General features: G+C 69.9%; 13 protein-coding genes and 2 pseudogenes. 13 read left to right on the top strand and 2 right to left on the bottom strand.

The features are described from left to right. Nucleotides 1-3 precede the first annotated feature (3 nt). From IC535_RS10240 to IC535_RS10195, 11 genes and pseudogenes are all read left to right on the top strand, one after another. Nucleotides 4-2,334 carry an MMPL family transporter gene (locus tag IC535_RS10240; RefSeq protein WP_429000379.1) on the top strand — a complete coding sequence of 777 codons (2,331 nt, stop codon included), beginning with the start codon at nt 4-6 and terminating at the stop codon, nt 2,332-2,334. Between the two features lie 48 nt (nt 2,335-2,382). Beyond that, nucleotides 2,383-3,624 carry an NAD(P)/FAD-dependent oxidoreductase gene (locus IC535_RS10235; protein ID WP_228886150.1) on the top strand — a complete coding sequence of 414 codons (1,242 nt, stop codon included), beginning with the start codon at nt 2,383-2,385 and terminating at the stop codon, nt 3,622-3,624. Next, a complete protein-coding gene (locus IC535_RS10230; protein WP_228886149.1) occupies nt 3,612-4,163 on the top strand; it encodes a DUF3261 domain-containing protein in 552 nt (183 codons plus the stop codon). The genes IC535_RS10235 and IC535_RS10230 overlap by 13 nt, the downstream gene beginning before the upstream one ends. Next, nucleotides 4,160-5,347: a beta-ketoacyl-[acyl-carrier-protein] synthase family protein gene (locus tag IC535_RS10225; RefSeq protein WP_228886148.1), complete on the top strand. Its 1,188-nt coding sequence runs from the start codon at nt 4,160-4,162 to the stop codon at nt 5,345-5,347. Before IC535_RS10230 ends, IC535_RS10225 begins: the two co-directional genes overlap by 4 nt. Before the next feature lie 2 nt (nt 5,348-5,349). Next, nucleotides 5,350-5,805, top strand: a complete 456-nt coding sequence (locus IC535_RS10220; protein ID WP_228886147.1) for a hotdog family protein — start codon at nt 5,350-5,352, stop codon at nt 5,803-5,805. Beyond that, nucleotides 5,802-6,533, top strand: a complete 732-nt coding sequence (gene fabG, locus IC535_RS10215; protein WP_228886146.1) for a 3-oxoacyl-ACP reductase FabG — start codon at nt 5,802-5,804, stop codon at nt 6,531-6,533. The genes IC535_RS10220 and fabG overlap by 4 nt, the downstream gene beginning before the upstream one ends. Further along, entirely contained in the window at nt 6,533-7,774 is a 1,242-nt protein-coding gene (locus IC535_RS10210; RefSeq protein WP_228886145.1) for a beta-ketoacyl-ACP synthase, read from the top strand. Before fabG ends, IC535_RS10210 begins: the two co-directional genes overlap by 1 nt. A gap of 70 nt (nt 7,775-7,844) precedes the next feature. Further along, nucleotides 7,845-8,282 (top strand): excinuclease ATPase subunit, encoded by a 438-nt coding sequence (locus IC535_RS10205; RefSeq protein ID WP_228886144.1) that lies wholly within the window; start codon nt 7,845-7,847, stop codon nt 8,280-8,282. 219 nt (nt 8,283-8,501) lie between these two features. Then, nucleotides 8,502-8,768, top strand: coding sequence for a YcgL domain-containing protein (locus IC535_RS10200; RefSeq protein WP_228886143.1), 267 nt, complete (start codon nt 8,502-8,504; stop codon nt 8,766-8,768). Further along, nucleotides 8,761-9,345: pseudogene (locus IC535_RS18855) on the top strand (ankyrin repeat domain-containing protein); the annotation flags it as partial. The gene IC535_RS10200 and the pseudogene IC535_RS18855, both read left to right, overlap by 8 nt. 90 nt (nt 9,346-9,435) lie before the next feature. Next, nucleotides 9,436-12,096 (top strand): annotated as a pseudogene (locus tag IC535_RS10195) (ankyrin repeat domain-containing protein); the annotation flags it as partial. Here IC535_RS10195 and IC535_RS10190 read toward each other — a convergent pair. Both IC535_RS10190 and IC535_RS10185 read right to left on the bottom strand, forming a co-directional pair. After that, a complete protein-coding gene (locus IC535_RS10190; RefSeq protein WP_228886141.1) occupies nt 12,093-12,755 on the bottom strand; it encodes an Abi family protein in 663 nt (220 codons plus the stop codon). The pseudogene IC535_RS10195 and the gene IC535_RS10190 overlap by 4 nt on opposite strands. A 235-nt stretch (nt 12,756-12,990) precedes the next feature. Next, nucleotides 12,991-14,799: a monovalent cation:proton antiporter-2 (CPA2) family protein gene (locus tag IC535_RS10185; RefSeq protein ID WP_228886140.1), complete on the bottom strand. Its 1,809-nt coding sequence runs from the start codon at nt 14,797-14,799 to the stop codon at nt 12,991-12,993. 331 nt (nt 14,800-15,130) lie between these two features. Between IC535_RS10185 and mgtE the strand changes: the two genes are divergently transcribed. Continuing rightward, nucleotides 15,131-16,501, top strand: coding sequence for a magnesium transporter (mgtE, locus tag IC535_RS10180; RefSeq protein WP_228886139.1), 1,371 nt, complete (start codon nt 15,131-15,133; stop codon nt 16,499-16,501). 106 nt (nt 16,502-16,607) lie between these two features. Then, nucleotides 16,608-19,337 carry a bifunctional acetate--CoA ligase family protein/GNAT family N-acetyltransferase gene (locus IC535_RS10175; RefSeq protein WP_228886138.1) on the top strand — a complete coding sequence of 910 codons (2,730 nt, stop codon included), beginning with the start codon at nt 16,608-16,610 and terminating at the stop codon, nt 19,335-19,337. The last annotated feature ends 46 nt before the right edge of the window (nt 19,338-19,383 follow it).

Here is a 19,383-nt window from a genome sequence, read left to right as displayed (position 1 = left end):
CTGGTGAACGCCAACGGCCGCCTGCAGCGCATCTGGCGCTGGTTGGCCATCCTGTGGCTGCTGGTGCTGCTTGGCCTGGGCGTGCAGCAGTGGCAGCTGTGGAAGAGCCAGTCGCGGATCGATACCGACATCCTCGCGCTGTTGCCGCAGGACGCGCACGACCGCCTGCTGTCCGATGTCACCCGGCGCATCGCCGATGCCAATGCGCGCCAGATCGTGGTGCTGCTGGGCAGTACCGATGCGGCGCGGACCAAGGCCGCCGAAGCGGCGTTCCGCACGGCGCTGCATACCCCGCAGGGCAAGGCGCTGTTGCAGGAAAGCGGTTCGATCGAGGGCTGGTTCGAGCAGGCGCGCGCGTTCTACGCGCCGTACCGCGACCGCCTGCTCACCGCTGCCCAGCGCCAGCGGTTGCAGGACGAACCCACCGATGCCCTGGCCGAATCGGCGCTGGCGGCGCTGTACGGCCCGATGGGCGCCCCGCGCCTGACCGAATGGCGCCAGGATCCGCTGTCGCTGTGGCCGCAGTGGTGGCAGGAGCGCGCGTTGGGCTCGGGGTTGCAGATGGGCGATGACGGCCTGCTCGAAGCCGATGGCAAGCATTGGTCGATCGTGCAGTACGACACGGTCGGCTCGGCGTTCCAGCTCGATGGCGAGCGCCATATCGACCTGTTGCTGGACCAGGCGGCCGCCGCCGCGGGCAAGCAGGCGCCGGGGCTGGAAGTGCTGCGCGCCGGCGTACCGCTGCATGCCGAGGCCGCCGCCGTGCAGGCCAACCGCGAGATCAATACGATCGGTTGGGGCTCGCTGGCTGCGGTGTTGCTGCTGGTGTGGCTGGCGTTCCGTTCGCTGCGCCCGATCCTGCTGGTGGCCGCCTCGCTGTTGATCGGCTGTGGCGTGGCATTGGCGGTGACGGTGCTGGTGTTCGGCAAGGTGCATGTCCTCACGCTGGTATTTGGCGCCTCGCTGGTCGGCGTGGCCGAGGACTACGGCATCCACTGGTTCGCCTCGCGCCAGGCCGAGCCGGCCGACCGCCGTTGGCGCCTGTTGAAACACCTGCTGCCGGGCCTGTGGCTGGCGCTGTTGACCAGCGCTCTGGCCTACCTGGCGCTGTGCCTGGCGCCGTTCCCGGGGTTGCGCCAGATGGCGCTGTTCTCGGTGGTCGGCCTGGCCGCCGCGTTCCTGACCGTGATCTTCTGGTTCCCGTGGCTGGACGGCGGGGAGATCCGCAACACCCGCTTCTCGCGCTGGCTCGGCGCCACCCTGGAACGCTGGCCGCGCCTGCACGGCCGCCGCACCGCGCTGTTCCTGGGCGTGGTGGCGGTGTTCTCGGCGGTCGGCATCGCCCGCCTCGGCAGCAACGATGACCTGCGCAGCCTGCAGTCCTCGCCCAAGGCATTGATCGACCAGCAGATCCGCATCAGCCAGATGCTGGGCATGCCCAGCCCGGCGCAGTTCTACCTGGTGCAGGGCGACGATGCCGAGCAGGTCCTGCAGCGCGAAGAGGCCTTGATCGCGCGGCTGCGCATGCTCTCGGCCAACAAGCAGATCGGCGGTTACCGCGCGATCAGCGACTGGCTGCCATCGCAGCAGCGCCAGCGCGCTGATGCCGCACTGACTGCCAAGGTCGAGCCGCAGGTGCTGGGCAAGGTGGGCGAGGCGGTCGGCGAGCCGCTGCAGCGCCCGGACTATGCCGCGCATGACCTGCAGGCCGAGGCCTTCCTGGCCTCGCCGGCGGCGCTGCCGTTCCGCCACCTGTGGCTGGGCACGGTGGGCCAGGGCCTGGCCTCGGTGGTGATGGTCGATGACCTGTCGCGCGCCGATGCACTGAGCCTGCTCGAGGCCCAGGCCAAGGGCATCGACGGCGTACGCTGGGTCGACCGCACCGCCGATTTCTCCAAGCTGCTCAAGCATTACCGCAAGCTCATGAGCGTGCTGCTGCTGGTCGGCGTGGTGCTGGTGTTCGCGGTGCTGTACTGGCGCTACCGCGCCCAGGCCTGGCGGGTGTTCGCCCCGACCCTGGCGGCCGGCGCGCTGACCCTGGCCCTGCTTGGCCTGTTCGGCCAGCCGCTGCAGCTGTTCAACATACTGGCGCTGATGCTGCTGCTGGGCATGGGCATCGACTACGGCATCTTCCTGGTCGAGCACCGCGGCGATGCCAGTGCCTGGCTGGCGGTGTGCGTGGGCGCGGCCAGCACCTGGCTATCGTTCGGCCTGCTCGGCCTGTCAGCGACCCCGGCGCTGCGCGCCTTCGGCCTCACCTTGTTGTTCGGGATCGGCCTGGTCTGGCTGATTTCGCCGCTGTTCCGGCCACCGCCGCACGACGCCCCGCACTGAGCGCGGCGCCGGCTTGTTTCCCTCACTTTCAAGATCAAGGATGCATCGATGAGCACGACCGTGGAAACCACAGAGATCCTGATCATCGGCGCCGGCCCGGCCGGATCGGTCGCCGCGGCGATGTTGCGCCAGCAGGGCCGCCAGGTGCTGATGCTGGAGCGCCAGCAGTTCCCGCGCTTCTCCATCGGCGAGAGCCTGCTGCCGCAGAGCATGGAGTACATCGAGGCGGCCGGGCTGCTGCAGGATGTGGTGCAGGCCGGCTTCCAGTACAAGAACGGCGCGGCCTTCGTGCGTGGCGAGGCGACCACCGAGTTCGACTTCCGCGACAAGTTCTCGCCCGGCTGGGGCACCACCTACCAAGTGCAGCGCGCCGACTTCGACAACGTGCTGGCCCGCGGTGCCGAGCGCATGGGCACCACGCTGCGCTTCGGCGATGAGGTGTTGTCGGTGCAGCCGGGCCGTCCGGCGCGGGTACAGGTGCGCCGCCCCGACGGCAGCGAGTACACCATCGAGGCCGGTTTCATCCTCGACGCCAGCGGCTTCGCGCGCCTGTTGCCGCGCCTGCTGAAGCTGGAATCGCCATCGAACTTCCCGGTGCGCGGGGCGATCTTCTGCCACGTGCGCGACCACATCCCGGCCGACGCCGGCTTTGACCGCAACAAGATCCTGATCACCACCCATCCCGAGCATGTGGACGTGTGGTACTGGACGATTCCGTTCTCCAACGGTTGCTGCTCGCTGGGCGTGGTCGCCGAGCCCAGCTTCTTCGAGAAGTACCCCGGCAGCGACGAAGACAAGCTGCGCGCCATCGTCGGCGAAGACCCCAACCTGACCCGCCTGCTGGCCAACGCCGAATGGGCCGTGCTGCCGGTGCGTACCATCACCGGCTATTCGGCCAACGTATCTTCGCTGTGGGGCGAAGGTTATGCGCTGCTCGGCAACGCCGGCGAGTTCCTCGACCCGGTGTTTTCCTCCGGGGTCACCATCGCGTTCAAGTCCGCGCAGCTGGCCAGCCAGTGCATCGCCCGCGAGTACGCCGGTGAGGCGGTGGACTGGGAGCGGGAGTTCTCCATTCCGCTGCGCGCCGGGGTCAAGACCTTCCGCCGCTTCGTCGAGGCCTGGTACGCCGGTGGCTTCCAGAAGATCATCTACCACCCCGACGCGCAGCCGGACGTGCGCCGCATGATCTCCTCGATCCTGGCCGGATACGCCTGGGATACCCACAACCCGTACGTGGCCGATGACAGCGGCCGCCGCCTGCGGGTGCTGGAGGAACTGTGCAGCGCCTGATCGCCGCCCTGCTGCTGTGCGTGCTGCTGGCCGCCTGCGCCGGCGCCCGCCTGCCCGCGCCGCTGGTGCAGCTGCCGACCCTGCAGCTGCCGCCGGCGGCACTGCCGCAGCCGTTGCAGCTGCAGCAGCGCCTGCAGTTCCGTTTCGGCAGCCACGAACGCGAGCTGGATGCGCTGTTGGAAGCCGACGGCAGCCAGGTGCGGCTGGCGGTGCAGGCCATGGGCCAGACCGGCGTGCGCATGGTCTGGGACGGCACCACGCTGGAACAGACCCGCGCACCGTGGCTGCCGCCGCAGGTGCGCGGCGAGCGCGTGCTGGACGACCTGCAGTTCGCGCTGTGGCCGGCCGCGTCGATCCGCGCCGCGCTGCCGCCCGGCTGGAGCCTGGCCGAGTCCGGGGCCACGCGCCGGCTGGAGCAGGGCGGCAAGGCCTGGCTGCTGCTGGAGCCGCTGCCCGACGGCCGGGTGCGCCTGCGCAACCTGGCCGAAGGCTATGAACTGGTGATTGAATCGTTGGACATGGGACAGGCACAACCGTGAGCGATCGCGCGATCTATCTGAACGAGCTGGGCGTGGTCTGCGCGCTGGGTGCCGACCGCAGCCAGGTGCGCGAGGGCCTGTTCGCGGCCCAGCCCGGCGGGCTGCGCGACAACGACCGGCTGATCGCCGGGCGCACCTTGGCGCTGGGCGAAGTGGGCGGCGCGTTGCCGGACCTGTCGGCGCTGCCGGTGGCGCTGCGCGGGCGCAACAACGCCTTGCTGGAAGCGGCCCTGCAGCAGATCCGCCCGGCCGTGGACGCGGCGATCGCGCGCTTTGGCGCCGACCGGGTGGCGGTGATCATCGGTACCAGTACCTCGGGCATCGGCGAATCGGAGAACGCGCTGCGCCAGCACCACCAGGGCGGCCAGTGGCCGGCCGACTTCCACTACGCACAACAGGAGATGGGCACGTCGGCGCGCTTCGTGCGCGAGCGCATCGGCAGCAGCGGCCCGGCCTGGACGATCTCCACCGCCTGTTCGTCCAGCGCCAAGGCGTTGATGTCGGCCGCCCGGCTGCTGCGTGCCGGGCTGGTCGATGCGGTCGTCGCCGGCGGCGCCGATTCGCTGTGCCGCTTCACCGTGGCCGGTTTCAGCGCACTGGAGTCGGTGTCGGCCGCGCGCTGCAATCCGTTCTCGGCCAATCGCAACGGCATCAACATCGGCGAGGGCGCGGCGCTGTTCCTGATGACCTGCGACCCCGGCCCGGTGCGCCTGTCCGGCTGGGGCGAGTCCTCCGATGCGCACCACATGTCCGCGCCGGACCCGCAGGCGCGCGGTGCGATCGACGCCATGCGGCAGGCATTGGCGCGTGCCGGGCTGGATGCGGCGCAGGTCGACTACGTCAACCTGCACGGCACCGCCACCGGGCACAACGATGCGATGGAAAGCCACGCGGTGGCCACGGTGCTGGGCACCGCGGTGCCGGCCAGTTCGACCAAGCCGCTGACCGGCCACACCCTGGGCGCCTCCGGCGCGATCGAGGCCGCGCTGTGCTGGATGGTCCTGGCCGACAACCCTGGCCGGCAGCTGCCCACCCACTGGTGGGACGGCCAGGCCGATGCGGCGTTGCCGGCACTGGCCCTGGTGGCGCCGGGCACGCAGGTCGCGCGCGCGCCGCAGCACGTGCTCAGCCATTCGTTCGCCTTCGGCGGCAGCAATGCCGTGCTGGCCCTGGCGCGGAGCTGAGCATGCAACCGCCCTGGGATATCGATGCCATCCTGCCGCACCGCGACAGCATGCGCCTGATCGACCGGCTGCTGGACTGGCAGGAAGAGTCCATCGTGGTCGAGGTCGACGTGCCCGCGCACGGCCTGTTCACCACGCCGGAGGGGGTGCCGGCCTGGGTCGGGGTGGAATACATGGCCCAGGCCATTTCCGCCTGGGCCGGCTGCAAGGCGCGCCAAGCCGGGCAGGGGCCGTCGATCGGCTTCCTGCTCGGCACCCGCCGCTACACCGCCCACCAGCCGCACTTCGCCGCCGGCAGTTGCCTGCGGGTAGAGGCACGATGCGAGCTGATGGGCGAAAATGGGCTGGGCATGTTCGCCTGCCGGATTTCGGCGGACGGCAATGAATTGGCGGTTGCCAACGTATCGGTGTTCGAGCCGCGCGATGCGATGGCCTATCTGGAGAGTGGACAGGTATGACGGAAAATCTGACCGTGCTGGTGACCGGCGCCAGCCGTGGCATCGGCCGTGCGGTGGCGCTGCGGATCGCGCGCGACGGTTTCGACGTGGTGGTGCATTGCCGCAGCCGCGTCGACGAAGCGCAGGCGGTGGCCGCCGACATCCAGGCGCTGGGCCGGCAGGCGCGGGTACTGGCCTTCGATGTGGCCGACCGTGACGCCGCGCGCACCGCGCTGGAGGCCGACGTGGAAGCGCATGGCGCCTATTACGGGGTGGTCTGCAATGCCGGCATCGCCCGCGACGGCGCCTTCCCGGCGATGCCGGGCGAGGACTGGGACGCGGTGGTGCACACCAACCTGGACAGCTTCTACAACGTGCTGCACCCGCTGGTGATGCCGATGGTGCGCCGGCGCAAGCCCGGCCGCATCGTCACCCTGTCCTCGGTATCGGGGCTGGTCGGCAACCGCGGGCAGACCAACTACAGCGCGGCCAAGGCCGGCATCATCGGCGCCACCAAGGCGCTGGCACTGGAGCTGGCCAGCCGCGCGATCACCGTCAACTGCGTGGCCCCGGGCCTGATCGAGACCGAGATGGTCAACCAGGAAGTGCTCGACCACGCGTTGAAACTCATTCCCGCCGGGCGCATGGGCCAGCCGGAGGAGGTGGCCCATGCGGTCTCCTTCCTGCTGTCCGCGTCGGCCGGCTACATCACCCGCCAGGTGATTTCGGTCAATGGAGGCATGGTCTGATGAGCCGTACCGATCGTCGCGTCGTGGTTACCGGCGCCGCTGCATTGAGCCCGTTGGGGCATGATTGGGCCGGCATCCGCGAACGCCTGCATGCGCGCGTCAACGCGGTGCGCTACATCCCCGAGTGGGAGGTGTTCGACGGCCTCAACACGCGCCTGGCCGCGCCGGTGCAGGACTACGAGCTGCCGCCGCACTACAACCGCAAGACCACCCGCAGCATGGGCAAGGTGGCGGTGATGTCGGTGCGCGCCACCGAACTGGCGCTGGAGGCGGCCGGCCTGCTCGGCCACCCGGTGCTGCGCAGCGGCCTGGCCGGGGTGGCCTACGGCTCGTCCTCGGGCAGCCACGAGGCCACCGCCGAGTTCGGCCGGATGCTGCATGAACACACCACCGAAGGCATCAGCGCCACCACCTACCTGAAGATGATGAGCCACACCTCGCCGGTCAACATCGGGGTGTTCTTCGGCTTGTCCGGCCGCGTCTATACGACCTCCAGCGCCTGTACCTCGGGCAGCCAGGGCGTGGGCGCCGGCTATGAGGCGATCCGCAGCGGCAAGCAGCTGGTGATGGTCACCGGCGGCGCCGAACAGCTCGACGCCACCGCCGCGGCGGTGTTCGACACCCTGTTCGCCACCAGCGTGCGCAACGACGCGCCGCAGACCACGCCCAGCCCGTTCGACGCGCATCGCGACGGCCTGGTTCTCGGCGAGGGCGCCGGCACCCTGATCCTGGAAGAGCTGGAACATGCGCAGGCGCGCGGCGCCACCATCCTGGCCGAGGTGGTCGGCTACGGCACCAACAGCGACGGCCAGCACGTCACCCAGCCCAGCGCCGGCACCATGGCCCAGGCGATGCGGCTGGCACTGGACGATGCCGGGCTGCGCGCCGACCAGATCGGCTACGTCAACGCCCATGGCACCGCCACCGACCACGGCGACATCGCCGAAACCCAGGCCACCGCCCAGGTGTTCGGTCCGGGCATGCCGATCAGTTCGCTGAAAAGCTATGTCGGCCACATGCTCGGTGCCTGCGGTGCGTTCGAGGCGTGGCTGACCATCGAGATGATGCGCGAAGGCTGGTTCGCCCCGACCCTGAACCTGCAGCAGGTCGACCCGCGCTGCGGCGCGCTGGACTATATCCAGGGCGAAGGCCGCGCCCTGCAGACCGAATACGTCATGAGCAACAACTTCGCCTTCGGCGGCATCAACACCTCGTTGATCTTCCGCCGCTGGCACGACTGACGTACCCGGCCCGGGCAACGGGCCGGCTTCCCCGCAACACCCCGCGCCCCACCAACAAGGAGAAAGTTGAATGCGTCGTTTTGCCCTGATTGCCGCCACCGCGCTGCTCGCCGTCGCCAGCACCGCCCAGGCCCGTGACACCCGTGTCGAACAGTCGCTGCGCGAACTGGTCAACTCCCAGGCCGCCCGCGATGCCGGTATCGACGGCAGCGTGCGTTTCTACCTGGCCGGCGAAAAGGTCAGCGTCCAGCAGCGCCTGGGCGAGGATGTGACCAACAAGAAGACCAACGCGGCCAACAAGAGCGACGAAGAAGCCTGCCGCTGGGTCGCGCTGTCGGCGCTGCGCGCGCTGCAGGACGGCGCCAAGTCGCGCAATGCCAACGCGGTGGTGGACATTGTCAGCTATTACAAGAAGAACGAGTTCAAGAGCAGCACCAACTACGAGTGCTATGCCGGCACCCTGATGGCCGGCGTGGCCCTGAAGGGCACCTACGCCAAGGTCAAGTAAGCCGCAGCGGCCACCGCTCCGCCGGAGCGGTGGCCGTGCACGGGCGTGCCCATCACCGCCCGGCCGGCCCGGCCCGATAGCTGAACACCGTCGCGACATTGATGAACCTGAATCTGCCGGGCGCCGGCAAACCGCCGCAGGATCACGATGGCTGCTTTCCCCCTTGCGTGGTTTCCGACACAATCATCGCAATCATCATCATGGCAAAGCCCCCCGGGCATGCAAGCCTACGTCTATAAAAGCCAACGCAAGCAGGACACGTACGTCTATCTGGCCACCCGCGACGACTTCAACGCCATCCCCGATGCGTTGAAGGCCACGCTGGCGCCGTTTGAATTCGTCCTGGAAGTCGCCCTGACCCCCGACCGTCGTCTTGCCCTGGCCGACCCTGCGGAGGTGCGCGCGAACCTGGCCGGGCGCGGTTTCCATCTGCAGATGCCGCCACCACCGGTTGCGCCGGTCCGGGTTCCCCGTCGCAATGACTGAATCCCTGCGCACCCGCGCCATGGCCATCGCGCTCGCCGCCGGCGTGCTGCTGGCCCTGGCCGCGGCGCTCGGTGGCGTGCCCGCGGCACTGGGTGTGGCCCTGGCCCAGCCGGCGTTCGCGCTGGGCGTGTCGTGGTGGCGCCGCAGCCGCCCGGTGCATCCGTGGCCGCGCCTGCTCCGCCAGGACCTGCCGGCCCTGCTGGCGCCGTGGCTGGCCGGCCCGCTGCTGCTGGCCGCGCTGGTGGCCTGGCCGCTGGGCGCGCTGCACGACAGTGGCAGCCTGGCCGCCGTGCTTGGGCTGAGCGTGGCGGTCAGTGCCGCCCTGCTCGGGGTGTGGCGGACCTGGCCGTTGTGGAATGAAGTCGAGCGCAGCGACGGCAACCTGGTCGGCCATTGGCAGGCGCTGTCCACGCGCGACCTGAGCGCCTGGCGCGGCCTGGCCGTGGCCGCGCTGGTGGTGGCGGTGTGCGCGCTGGTGGTGGTGCCGGCGTGGCCGGGGCTGGTGGCCGATGGCCTGCGCTGGCCGCTGACCGCCGCAGTGGTGGTGCTGTCGCCGTTGGCCCATCTGCTGCTGCAGGCGATTACGCCGGCCGACCCGCTGGCCACCCGGTCCGCGCTGGACCTGGGCGGCGGCCCGGCCGATGCCCTGGCCGGCCATGAACACCCCCCGCAACCGCTGGAGCCGCTGGGCCAGCACGAACGCCTGCCGGCGCTGTACGAGGCCGCGCGCAGCGGCCGGGTCGACCGCGCCCTGCAGCTGCTGGCCGCCGGCGCCGACCCGCAGGGCGCGCCCGACCCGACCTGGCGCGACCAGCGCAGCCTGGCGGTGCTGGCCGCGGTGCTGCCCGACCTGCGCCTGCTGCGTGAGCTGATCGCGCGCGGGGTGGATGTCAACGCGCCGCACCGCGGCATGACCCCGCTGCTGGCCGCCACCCGCGACAGCTGGCACGGGCGCCCCGAAGCGGTGATGACCCTGCTGGCCAACGGCGCCGATTCGCGCGCCGTCGACAGCGAGGGCAACACCCCCCTGCACCATGCCGCGCGCAGTTCCGATCCCGGCGTGGCCGCGCTGCTGCGCGATGCTGCTGCCGAGGTCGACGCACTCAACCAGGAAGGCTGGTCGCCGCTGGCGGTGGCCTGCCAGGTCGGCAACTGGCGCCTGGCGCGGTTCTTGCTGGAGCGCGGCGCCAAGACCGAGCCGGCCGACGGCACCCCGGTGCTGCTGGCCGCCGCCGGTACCGAAGAAGACGATCCGGCCGGCGTGCAGCTGCTGCTCAAGCACAAGGCGCGCGCCGATGCGCGCGACCGCCAGCGCCGCAGCGCCCTGCACGAAGCCGCGCTGGCCGGGCATGTGGACATCATCGATGTGCTGCTGGCCGCCGGTGCCAACCTGGAAGCCCGCGATGCGCTGTCGCGCACGCCGTGGCTGGAAGCGGCCCGCGGTGGCCGTGCGGCGGTGATCGAACACCTGTTGCCGCACCAGCCCGAACTCAACGCGGTCGATGCCGAAGGGCGCAACGCGGTGCTGCTGGCCTGCATGGCCGACACCGTGTCGCCGCTGCTGGTGCGCCGCCTGCTCGACCTGGGCATCGCCGCCGACCTGCCTGATCCGCAGGGCCGTCGGGCGGTCGACATCGCCGCCAGTGCCGGGCGCTGGGCGATCGTCTCACTGCTGGACCGCAGCTACCCGCTGCCGGCGGCAGTCAGCGATGGGCTGGTCGCCGGCAACGATGTCGACCCGGCCACGCCGTCGCTGCCGGACCGGCCGCCGCTGGAGCTGCTGCGCGAGGCCCTGGGCTTCGGCAACGTCGACGGCATGGCCGCGCTGGCGCGGTTGTGCGCGGCCGAGGAACTGGGCGGGCTGCTGCATGACGCCGAACTGGCGCTGGACCCGCAGGCGGTGGACTGGCTGCTGGCGCAGGGTGCCGCGGCCGAAGTGCTCGATGCCTGTGGCGACACCCCGATGTTTGCACTGCTGGCGCGCGGCACCGATGCGGTGCCGGCCCTGCAGGTGCTGCTGCGCCGGGGCGTGTCCCCGGCCGGCCGCGGTGGCCTGGCCCGCCTGCTCAGTGCCTGCGCGCAGCACGACCACGCCTCGCGAGGGCTGGAACTGCTGGCCCTGGAACTGCTGGAACGCGGTGCCGACCCGTTCGCGCCGTCGCCGGCCGGCGACCCGCCGCTGTCGCTGGCGGTGCGGCTGGGCTGGCTGCGCCTGCAGCAGGCCCTGCTGGGCCTGGGCGTGGACCGCGAAGCCCGCGACAGCCACGGCATGACCGCCCTGCACCTGGCCACCGCGCTGGCCCGTGAAGGCTCGCTCAAGCTGCTGGTGCAGCAGGGCGCTTCGCCCGAAGCCCGTGCCGCCGACGGCCAGACCCCGCTGGGCGTGGCGCTGTCGATCGGCCGCCGCGACCTGGCCGACTGGCTGGACTGGCGGGTGTGGCCGCTGCCGCGCCGCGCGCTGCGCGACGGCGACCTGCCCGCCGCGGCGATGGCCGGCGATGCCGACGCGGTCAGGCGCCTGATCGACCTGGGTTTCGGCGTGGACGTGGTCGATGGCCAGGGCTGCACCGCGCTGCTGCGTGCGGCCGGTGGCGGCCATCTGGCCGTGGTCGACCTGCTGCTGGTGCGCGGCGCCAACCCGCAGCATGCCGCGGCCAGTGGCGCCACGCCGTTGTCGGCGGCGGTCAGCATGCGCCAGATCGACATCGTCTCGGCCCTGCTCGATGCCGGTGCCGAACTGGAATACCGCCTGCCCGGCGGCGTCACCGTGCTGATGCTGGCCTCGGCGTTGGGCCTGCCCGACATCGTCGCGCGCCTGCTCACCGCCGGCGCCAACGTGCATGCCGGCGATGCGCAGCAACTGGGGCCGCTGCATTGCGCGGCGCTGTACGGCTTCAGTGCCCGCGACCGTGCGCGCCTGCTGGCCCTGCTCGACACCCTGCTGCTGGCCGGCGCCGAACCGGACCAGGCCGCCGCCGGGGCGGTCACCCCGCTGCTGCTGCTGCTGGGCGCCCGCGCCGAACCGGGTACCGCCTGCGATGAGCAGGTGGTGCTGGCGGCGGTCGAGCGGCTGCTCGACGAAGACGTCTCGCTGGAAGTGCGCGACCCGCGCGGTTTCGGCCCGCTGCACCTGGCCGCCCTGCATGGCCTGCCGCTGCTGGTGCAGCGCCTGCTGCGCGCCGGCGCCGACCCGGACGTGCGCGACGCGCTCAACCGCAGCCCGCGCGAAATCGCGGTGATGCGCGGCTTCATCGATGTCGCCGGCGAGTTCGAACCGCGCGTGCCGGGGGTGTCCTCGATGGCCAGGTTCCTGCGCGACAACGGCTAACCCGCACTGCCCGGCAGCTGACCTGCCCATTGGGCAAGAAGTGGTGGAAAACGGTCATGCTGGCGGCACCATCTTGCAGCCTGCGGTGCAATCCACTCCATCAGTTGCATCATCTCTGCATGGTGTTGCTGCAAGGGCCAGTGCAGGATCGGTTCGTGGTGGGCGATGCGGTTGCGAAGCTGCCGGATGCGTACCAGTGGCGCAGAAAACTGCTTGCGTCGAAGTCCTCGCCCGCCAGAGGCCGCGGAAATCCGGTGCAGCGTCTGTTGCCATAGCACTTCGTGCTCCTTGTTGAACATCATCGTCCAGAACCCGAAGGTAAGGTGCGAGAGGATGCCGCCCGGCGTGATCGTCCTTCCCTGGCGCCGTAGATCCGCAGTGGCGGTCTTCACCTGCTCATACTGCCGCGAAATGCCCAGCACCGCCGCGCCGGCGTCGAACCAGAACGGCCCATGCGTCGCGGCCAGCACCTGGTGGGTACGGTTGCGAAGCAGGATCTCAAGGGTGTGCAAAGGGACGTACAAGCTTTCGGATAGCTGCAGGTTGATCGAGTAGAGAGAGAACGCACGGTCGCCGCATTGCCCGCCCCACGCCAGATGGCGCCCCATGCGCTCGCCGGAACACCATTCAGCCAACCTTTCGGCCTTGGTCGTGTTCATTCTGACAATCTATGATGGGCACCTTGATACGGCGCCATTGCAACGATAAGCTGGCACGGCACACCCCGGTACCGTCTCTGCCAATGGCACGCGGCCGGGGTAAGTTTTTTCTGGAACATGGGATGTCGCGCTGTGGCTGCAGGTCCCATGCAGCCTGACCCACCCGATCGGGTTCAGACAGCGGCGAGCTACCCGCGAGGCGCTAGGTACGCTACCCAATTGAACGTGGGGTTTTTCAGCTGTCGCGGTCTGCCGAGTCCGGTGGGCCTGATTTGACATCCGCATCGGCCTCGAACAGATGCATCAGGTCGGCGCGCGCATCGCGCGAGGTCTGGATCACCGCCGCTTCGTCGTCGTAGACCAGGTACTGGTCGCGCAGCAGTTTTTCGTCATGCTCGCGGAAACGCTGCACATGGCTGCGCGCGGTCTGCGCAGACATGCCCAGGGCGACCAGCATGCGCTCGCTCAGTTCCAGGCTGGTGCCGAACACCTCGCGGAACGGCTCGGCCGACATGTCCATCAGCCGCCACGCATGCTGGCGGTTGCGCGCGCGCACCAGCAGCACCGCATCGGGATACATGCGCCGGATCAGGCGGGTGGCGCGCATGTTGGCGTCCGGGTCGTCCAGGGTCACCACGTAGACGCGGATATGCTCGCCGCCGGCGGCGCGCAGCATCTCCGGGCGGGTCGGGTCGCCGTAGTACAGCTGGTTGCCGAACCGGCGCAGGTCCGAGACCGTGTCCGGGTTGGATTCCAGCGCCACGAACGGAATCTTCTGCGCGGTCAGCAGGCGCGCCACCACCTGGCCGAAGCGGCCCATCCCGGCAATCATCACCTGTGGCTGCGCGCCCCCGGTATCCACCTTGTCGGCGGGGCGGGCCTGGGCCTTGGGCGCGTCCTCGCGGCCGAGCAGGCGCAGCAGCGCGATCATCAGCAGCGGGGTGATCGCCATCGACAGGCCGACGATCGCCACCAGCCGGTCGTGGTTGGCGCTGCCCAGCAACTGCGCGCGCTGCGCCTCGTTGAACACCACGAAGGCGAACTCACCGCCCAGCCACAACACACTGCCCAACAGCAGCGCATGGCGGGTCCTCAGCCGGGCCAGCTTGCCGATGCCGAACAGCAGGCCGAACTTCACCACCAGCAGGATCGCCACGCCCGCGGCGATCATCGCCGGCTCGGCCACGATCCGGTCCAGGTCGATGCCCATGCCCACGGCGATGAAGAACAGGCCCAGCAGCAGGCCCTTGAACGGCTCGATCTGCGATTCCAGCTCGTGGCGGAACTCCGAATCGGACAGCAACACCCCGGCCAGGAACGCGCCCAGGCTGGGGCTGAGCCCGGCCTCCTGCATGAACCAGGCGGTGCCCAGCACCACCAGCAGCGCCATCGCGGTGAACACCTCCGGGCTGCGCGTGCGCGCGATGATGTTGAACAGCCGGCGCAGCAGCGGCCGCCCGCACAGGATCACTACCGCCAGCGCGCCCAGCGCAATGGCCACATCGTCCCATTGCAGGGTTTCGTTCCTGGCCCCGCCCAGCAGCGGAATCGCCGCCAGCAGCGGAATGGCGATCAGGTCCTGGAACAGCAGGATGGCAAAGCCCAGCCGGCCGTAGTCGCTGTTGATCGCCTTGTGTTCGGACAGCAGCTGCAGGCCTACCGCCGTGGATGACAGTGCCAGTGCGATACCGACGATCAGCGCGCTCTTCCAGTGGAAGTGGTCGAGCAGCAGCAGGCTGCCCAGCACGATCGCGCTCAGCGCCACCTGCAGCGCCCCGGCGCCGAACACCGAACGCCGCATCACCTTCAGCCGGGCCGGCGACAGCTCCAGCCCGATCACGAACAGCAGCATCACCACCCCGATCTCGGCGGCGCTGAGGATGCGGTCGGCATCCTGCACGAAGCCCAGCCCGTCCGGGCCCAGCACCACGCCGGCGGCCAGGTAGCCCAGCACCGCGCCCAGCCCCAGCTTCTTGAACACCGGCACGGCGATCACCGCCGCCAGCAGCAGCACCAGGGCCAGCTCGAGCGCGCCGCTATGCATGGAAAGACCTGCTCATGGAATCGTCGCCAGGGAACACCAGGGGGAAGGGCGCTGCGACCGCCGGCCGCAGCCCATTATGCGACGCGCGCGCGCGCCCAGGCGCAATCCCGGCCCAATCGCGCGTGCCGGCGTGGGTTGACCGGCCCGTCGCCCGGGTCCAGACTCCCGGCGCTGCCGGCTGGTCCGGCAGTACACCTTTGCGGAGTCCCCAACCCCATGTCCAGCGACAGTAGAAGTCGACCTTGCTCGACGCCAGCGATGGCCACCGCCTGACAAGGGACCGGTTCGCCACCGCTGGCGTCGCGCATGGCGATCCCCACAGGCGAACCCGATGAACCAGAAAGACCTGCTGCGCCCGGTGGCCGATGCCGCCTCCCTGGGCGCACCCCTGGAAAACTTCAACACCGCCGACGCGGTGGAATACCTCAATACCCTGGAGCTGTCGCGCGCCGCCGACACCCTGGCAGCGCTGCCGTTGCCGCGCGCGGTCAAGATGCTCGAGCAGCCCGAGCTCAACCGCAGCGGCGCACTGGTGGCGACCCTGCCGGTGGTCCGCGCCGCGGCCCTGCTCGGGCTGATGGCCGACGACCGCGCCACCGACATCGTCCACCAGCTCGATGACCAGGCGCGTGCGCGGCTGATCCCACTGCTCACGGTGGAGGCGCGGCAGTCGATCCAGCAGCTGCTGAGCTACCCGGCGCACACCGCCGGTGCGCTGATGACCACCGAGTTCGTCAGTGTACCGGCCGACTGGACGGTCGGACGCACCCTGCAGCACATCCGCGAAGTCGAGCGTACCCGCGAGACCGTCTACGCCATCTACGTGCTCGACCCGGCCAGCGCGGTGCTGCAGCAGGTGGTGACCATGCGCCGGCTGATCACCGGCCTGCCCGAGGAGGCCATCCTCGACGTGGCCCAGGTCAACCCGCCGGTCACCGTCGATGCCATGCTCGACCAGGAAGAAGTGGCCCGGCTGATCCGCCGCCACGACCTGCTGGCGATCCCGGTGATGGACGCGCAGGGCCGTGTGCTGGGCATCGTCACCGTGGACGACATCCTCGATGCGCTGATCGAGGAATCCACCGAGGATGTGCACAAATTCGGCGGCATGGAGGCGCTGGAAAAGCCGTACATGCAGATCGGCTTCCTGGAGATGATCCGCAAGCGCGCCGGCTGGCTCAGCGTGCTGTTCGTTGGCGAAATGCTCACGGCCAGCGCCATGCAGCACTACGAAGACGAGCTGGCCCGTGCGGTGGTGCTGACCCTGTTCATTCCGCTGATCATGAGTTCGGGCGGCAACTCCGGCTCGCAGGCCACCTCGCTGCTGATCCGCAGCCTGGCCCTGCGCGAGCTGCGCCTGCGCGACTGGTGGAAGGTGGCCCTGCGCGAAGTGCCGACCGGGTTGACCCTGGGCGCCATCCTCGGCGTGCTGGCGATCATCCGCATCGTGTCCTGGCAGTTGCTGGGCCTGCACGACTACGGCCAGCATTGGCAGCTGCTGGCGCTGACCATCGGCGCGGCGCTGGTCGGCATTGTCACCTTCGGCTCGCTGTCCGGGTCGATGCTGCCGTTCATCCTCAAGCGCCTGGGCTTCGACCCGGCCAGCGCCTCGGCGCCGTTCGTGGCCACCCTGGTCGACGTGACCGGCCTGGTCATCTACTTCAGCATCGCCGCGATGATCCTGCGCGGCACCCTGCTCTAGCAACAAAACGGGGACGGGTGTAGTTAAGTGCGAGGCTTAACTACACCCGTCCCCATTTCAAGACGTGTACCGTGTGCACATGCGCCCCCGGTGATTGTTCGAGCCCATGAGCACCTACCACCTGCAATCCGTGTTCCGTCCGCAGTCGGTTGCCGTGATCGGCGGCAGCCCGCGCGAGCGTTCGGCCGGCCGCGCGGTGATGCGCAATCTGCGCGCCACCGGTTTCCCCGGCAAGGTCGCCTGGATCAACCCGCGCCACGGCGAGATCGACGGCATCCGCACGGTCAAGCGGCTCAAGGACCTGGACTGGGTGCCCGAGCTGGTGGTGATCACCGCACCGGCCGGCATCGTGCCGCAGGTGGTGGCCACCGCCGCCGAACGCGGCGTGGCGGCGGCCATCATCCTCACCGCCAACCTCGGCCAGGGTCCGGGCTCGCTGGCCGAACAGGTTGCAACCGCTGCCCGCGCCAAGGGCCTGCGCATCCTCGGCCCGCACTGCCTGGGCGTGATCGCCCCGCACGCGCGCTTGAACGCGAGCATCGCAGCGCATTTCCCGCAGGCCGGCGACCTGGCGTTGATCTCCGAATCCAGCGCGATTGCCGCGGCCCTGGTGGAGTGGGGCGTGGCGCGCTCGGTCGGCTTCTCGGCGGTGGTCTCGCTGGGCGACACCCTGGATGTGGACTTCGGCGACCTGCTGGACTACTTCGCCACCGACTACCGCACCCGCGCCATCCTGCTCTACGTCGAACACATCGGCGATGCGCGCAAGTTCATGTCGGCCGCACGTGCGGCCGCGCGCGCCAAGCCGGTGGTGGTGGTCAAGTCCGGCCGCCACATCCGCATCAATCCCGATGCCGATACCCACGTGCAGGCCCTGGCCAGCGCCGATGCGGTATATGGCGCCGCGTTCAACCGCGCCGGCCTGCTGCGCGTGGGCGCGCTGGACGAGCTGTTCACCGCCGCCGAAACCCTGGGCCGGCTCGGCACCTTCCCCGGCCGTCGGCTGGCCATCCTCAGCAACGGCGGCGGAGTCGGGCGGCTGGCGGTGGACCAGCTGCTGGCCCTGCGTGGCAGCCTGGCCGAACTGTCGCCGGCCACGGTCGCCCAGCTCGATGCGGTGCTGCCGCAGGGCTGGTCGCGCAGCAATCCGGTCGACATCGTGGTCGACGCCGACGGCGAACGCTACGCCGCCGCCATCGACGCGCTGATGTCCGACAACGAGAACGATGCGGTGCTGGTGGTTAACGTGCCCACCGCGTTCACCTCCTCGGCCGATGCCGCCCAGGCGCTGACCCGCACCCTGGGCCTGCGCCCGCGCCACCACCGCGACAAGCCGGTATTCGCGGTGTGGCTGGGCAACGACGACCGCGCCACCGCCACCCTCAACGCCGCGCGCGTGCCCACCTATCCCACCGAGGCCGACGCGGTGCGCGGCTTCCAGCATCTGGTGCGCTACCGCGATGCGCAGGCCGCGCTGATGGAAACCCCGCCCAGCCTGCCCGAGGATTTCGTGGTCGACACCATCGCCGCCCGGGCGCTGGTCGAGGCCGCGCTGGCCGCCGGGCAGCAATGGCTGGACCCGATCGCCACCCACCAGCTGCTCACCGCCTATGGCATTCCGTCGGCGCCGGTGATGCAGGCCCGCGATGCGCATGAAGCGATGGACCTGGCCCAGCCGCTGCTGGAGCAGGGCGCGACCGTGGCGGTAAAGGTGTTCTCGGCCGATATTCCGCACAAATCCGACGTGGACGGCGTGCGCCTGAACCTGGGCACGCTGCAGTCGGTGCACGCCGCGGCCACCTCCATCCTGGCCCGCGCCCACCAGCTGCGCCCGCAGGCGCGCATCGACGGGGTGCTGGTGCAGCCGACCATCGTGCGGCCCAAGGCGCGCGAGCTGATCGCCGGCATCGCCGACGACCCCACCTTCGGCCCGGTGATCGTGTTCGGCCGCGGCGGTACCGCGGTGGAAGTGATCGACGACAAGGCGCTGGCCTTGCCGCCGCTGGACCTGCGCCTGGCGCACGAGCTGATCGGCCGCACCCGCGTTTCGCGCATCCTCAAGGCCTACCGCGATGTGCCGGCGGCCGATGAGCGCGCGGTGGCACTGATCCTGGTCAAGCTGGCGCAGCTGGCCGCGGACATTCCCGAGATCCGCAGCCTGGACATCAACCCGTTGCTCTCCGACCGCGACGGGGTGATCGCGCTGGACGCACGCGTGGCCATCGCACCCTCGCGCAAACTGCACAAGGGCCGCGGCCATCCGCGCTTTGCGGTGTTCCCGTATCCCAAGCAATGGGAACGCACCATTACCCTGTCCGACGGCGCGCCGGCGTTCGTGCGCCCGGTTCGCCCGGAAGACGACGCGCTGTTCCGCGCGTTCTTCGCCCGGGTCACCGACGACGACCTGCGCCTGCGCTTCTTCCAGTCGGTGAAGCATTTCAGTCACGAATTCATCGCGCGCTTGACCCAGCTTGATTACGCCCGCTCGATCGCGCTGGTGGCCATCGACCCGCGCAGTGGCGACATGCTCGGCGCGGTGCGCCTGCATGCCGACGCCGACTACGACCGCGGCGAGTACGGCATCCTGATCCGTTCGGACCTCAAGGGCCAGGGCATCGGTTGGCGGCTGATGGCGATCATGATCGAGTACGCGAAGTGGTTGGGCCTGAACATCGTCGAGGGCCAGGTGCTGCGCGAGAACAGCACCATGCTGGCGATGTGCCAGAGCCTGGGCTTCAAGACCAAGCTGGACCCGGACGATTCCACGGTGATGGTGGTGACCCTGCCGGTGCAGGAGGTACAGGTGCCGGACGTGCCAGATACCGCAACGCACTGAGCCGTCGGCGGCACGGAACGTGCACGCCGGCGCGGCGACAATAGGG

The sequence above is a fragment of the Stenotrophomonas rhizophila genome, assembly GCF_020857975.1.
In the GTDB taxonomy this organism is placed as follows: domain Bacteria; phylum Pseudomonadota; class Gammaproteobacteria; order Xanthomonadales; family Xanthomonadaceae; genus Stenotrophomonas; species Stenotrophomonas rhizophila_C.
The sequence above is the reverse complement of the archived record's forward strand: the minus strand, read 5'-3'. Positions and strand labels throughout refer to the sequence as shown.